Source organism: Aeromicrobium sp. (genome assembly GCF_036676885.1).
Taxonomy (GTDB): Bacteria; Actinomycetota; Actinomycetes; order Propionibacteriales; family Nocardioidaceae; genus Aeromicrobium.
The window spans coordinates 1-2,922 of the sequence record NZ_JAKFCB010000167.1 but is presented as its reverse complement, the minus strand read 5'-3'; the positions used below and the strand labels follow the sequence as shown (position 1 = coordinate 2,922).

Here is a 2,922-nt window from a genome sequence, read left to right as displayed (position 1 = left end):
CAGTGGTCCGACGACGTCGTGTTCTTCCTCAACGACACCATCGAGCTCGACGCCGACGAGCGCCGGCTGTTCGCGGCGCGAGGTCTCCGGGTCGTCGACGGGCCGGTCGCCGAGGTGGCTCGCCACGACGGCGCGCTGTGGGGCGTACGGGATGCAGACGGCGCGCTCCACGAGGTCGACGCGGTGTTCGTGGCCCCGGCGATGACGCTCAACCTCGAGGCGTTCGCCGGGTTCGACCTGGCGATGACCGAGACACCGCTCGGTCCGGTCGTCGCGACGGACCCCACGGGTGCGACCAACGTGCCCGGTCTCTGGGCTGTCGGCAACGTCGCCGACGCCGGGTCACAGGTCATCTCGGCCTCGGCCACGGGAGCCAAGGTCGGAGCCATGCTCAACGCCAGCCTCATCGAGGACGAGTGGTCCCCGGCGGCAGGAGCGGTGAGTTAGCGTCCAGTCACGCGCCCGAAGTGGACGCCAGGTCACCGCTCAAGTGAGGGAGGACCTCAGCACATGCTGAAGGGCTGCGCCGTGCTCTCCAGCACCGACAGCCACAGGTCGCCGTCGGGGGAGACGCTGTGCGAGCCGGAGGTGACAAACGGGATCGGTACGTGGACGAAGCGGTGGCGACGGCGGCCGACGACCATGTCCGTACGTCCGGCCATCGCGGCGTGGACCGCGGTCTGGGCCAGGCGCGCGCAGTAGACCGAGTCCGATGCGTCCGCCGGGACCGACCGGATCGCGTAGCCGGGGTTGAAGTAGCGCATCGTCAGCGGCTGGCTGCGGTTGGCGAAGTCCTTGCTGATCTGCTCGCGCAGGAAGCCCGCGATGTCACCGAGGACCGCATTGCCGCTGGCGTCGCGGCGGTCGCTGGCGGGGATGAGGTCCTGGCCGGCGCCTTCGGCGAGCACGATGACGGCGCTGCCGCGCTCGGCGACCCGGCGCTCGAGCAGAGCCAGCAGCCCGTTGTCGCCGTCGAGCGAGAACCCGACCTCGGGGATCAGCACGAAATCGGCGTCGTGGTTGGCGAGCGCGGCATAACACGCGATGAACCCGGCATGGCGGCCCATGACCTTGACGATGCCGACGCCGCCGACGGCCGCCTCCACCTCGACGCGCGCCGCCTTGATCGACTCGGCGGCCTTGGCGAACGCGGTGGAGAAGCCGAAGCTCTGCCCGATGTGGGGAATGTCGTTGTCGATCGTCTTGGGCACCCCGACGACGCCGATCGTGAGGCCGCGCGCGGCGATCTCCGCGCCGATGTTGTGGGCGCCGCGCATCGAACCGTCGCCGCCGATGACCATGAGGATGTCGATGTCGAGCTCGACGAGCCGGTCGACGATTGCGACGGGGTCCTGGGCGCCGCGCGATGACCCGAGGATCGTGCCGCCGCGCTCACTGATGCGCGACACGAACTCGGGCGTCAGCTCGACGACGTCGTGGCCGTTGGACTCGATGAGCCCGGCGTATCCGTGCTGGAATCCGACAACATCGCGTACGCCGTAGTGGGTGTTGAGCTCGAGCACGATGGCGCGGATGACGTCGTTGAGCCCGGGGCACAGGCCACCGCACGTGACGACGCCGACCTTGGTCGTGGCGGGGTCGAAGAAGATCTTCTGGCGCGGTCCGCCGGACTCGAAAGTCGGCAGCTCTTCGAGCGGCACACCGCGCGATGCGATCAGCTCGAGGGTGTCGTCGTAGAGGATCCGGTCGGTCTCGCCGACGTAGTACTCATTGGTCGTACGCCCCTCGACGTAGAGCGCGAGAGGCGAGTCGACGGTGCATGCACCGAGCGAGCGGACCTGGAGATCGGAGAGCGAAACCACCCGACAATGGTATCCGAGGATATCCTCAGGTTTTACCGGGATTCAGGGAGTGAACACGAGACAGGTTGACGTCGCGGTGGCGAGCACGCGACCTGCGGCATCCTTGATCTCCGCCTCGACGAACGCCGCGCGCGAACCGGGCTTGGTGACCCGGCCCTGGGCGGTCACACGGCCCGTCTCACTGGTCATGCCGCGCAGGAAGCTGACGCTGAGGTCGAGCGACGTGTACGCCACGCCGGCCGGCAGCGTCGACTGGACCGCGCACCCGCACACCGAGTCGAGCAGCGTTGCCGCGAAGCCTCCGTGCACCGAGCCGATCGGGTTGTAGTGCGACTCGTCGGGAGTCGCGGCCATGTTGGCGACACCTGGCGCGACGCTCACCATCTCGAGGTTGATGTGGCTCGCGATCGGCGGCGCCGGGATCGTGCCGTCGATCATGGCTTGCAGGTAGTCGAGGCCCGACATCGTCAGGGCCTCGGCCGCCTGGGGCCGCGGGTCGACCCAGCTGATGGTCTTCTGCTGGGCTGCCTGGTCGAGCTCGGTCATGTCGCGCCTCTTCTCGTACGGAGGAGATGAGCGTAGCATCTGAGTTGGAAATCCAGACTCAGCCAGTCACCTTGGAGTGCGTATGCCCATGACCGACTACGACTCGGCCACCTGCTCGATCGCGAAGACGGCGCAGATCCTCGGTGACCGCTGGTCGGTCCTGGTCGTCCGCAACCTCTTCAACGGCGTGCGCCGGTTCGACGCGCTGCAGCAGCACCTCGGCGTCGCCCGCGACGTCCTGTCGAAGCGCCTGGCGCTGCTCGTCGACGAGGGGATCGTCGAGCGGCGGGCCTACCAGTCGGAGGGTGCGCGCACGCGTCACGAGTACGCCTTGACGCCGGCCGGCCGTGACCTGCGCACCGTGATGGTCGCGCTGATGGACTGGGGCGACGCGCACCGGTCAGGCGAGGACGGGCCGCCGATGTCGTTGCGTCACCGTGACTGCGGCGCCGAGATACACGCCCACCTCACGTGCGCCGCGGGGCACGAGATCGAGACGTCGACCCGTGCCGAGCTGGTGCCGCTCGCCGGCGCGAAGCTGGCAGGTTGAGCG

General features: G+C 68.8%; 3 protein-coding genes and 1 pseudogene. 2 read left to right on the top strand and 2 right to left on the bottom strand.

Features of this window, described 5'->3' with window-relative positions:
• Positions 1-447, top strand: a pseudogene (locus V6M46_RS08120) (thioredoxin reductase); the annotation flags it as partial.
• A gap of 56 nt (positions 448-503) precedes the next feature.
• Here the strand turns inward: V6M46_RS08120 and V6M46_RS08115 are convergent.
• Together V6M46_RS08115 and V6M46_RS08110 are read right to left on the bottom strand one after the other, a co-directional pair.
• A complete protein-coding gene (locus tag V6M46_RS08115) occupies positions 504-1,823 on the bottom strand; it encodes an ATP-dependent 6-phosphofructokinase (protein ID WP_332663603.1) in 1,320 nt (439 codons plus the stop codon).
• A gap of 42 nt (positions 1,824-1,865) precedes the next feature.
• Positions 1,866-2,369: a PaaI family thioesterase gene (locus tag V6M46_RS08110; protein WP_332663601.1), complete on the bottom strand. Its 504-nt coding sequence runs from the start codon at positions 2,367-2,369 to the stop codon at positions 1,866-1,868.
• An 82-nt stretch (positions 2,370-2,451) separates the two neighbouring features.
• On the opposite strand from V6M46_RS08110, the gene V6M46_RS08105 reads away from it, so the two are divergent.
• Complete coding sequence (locus tag V6M46_RS08105; protein WP_332663599.1) at positions 2,452-2,919, top strand: winged helix-turn-helix transcriptional regulator; 468 nt, start codon at positions 2,452-2,454, stop codon at positions 2,917-2,919.
• The last annotated feature ends 3 nt before the right edge of the window (positions 2,920-2,922 follow it).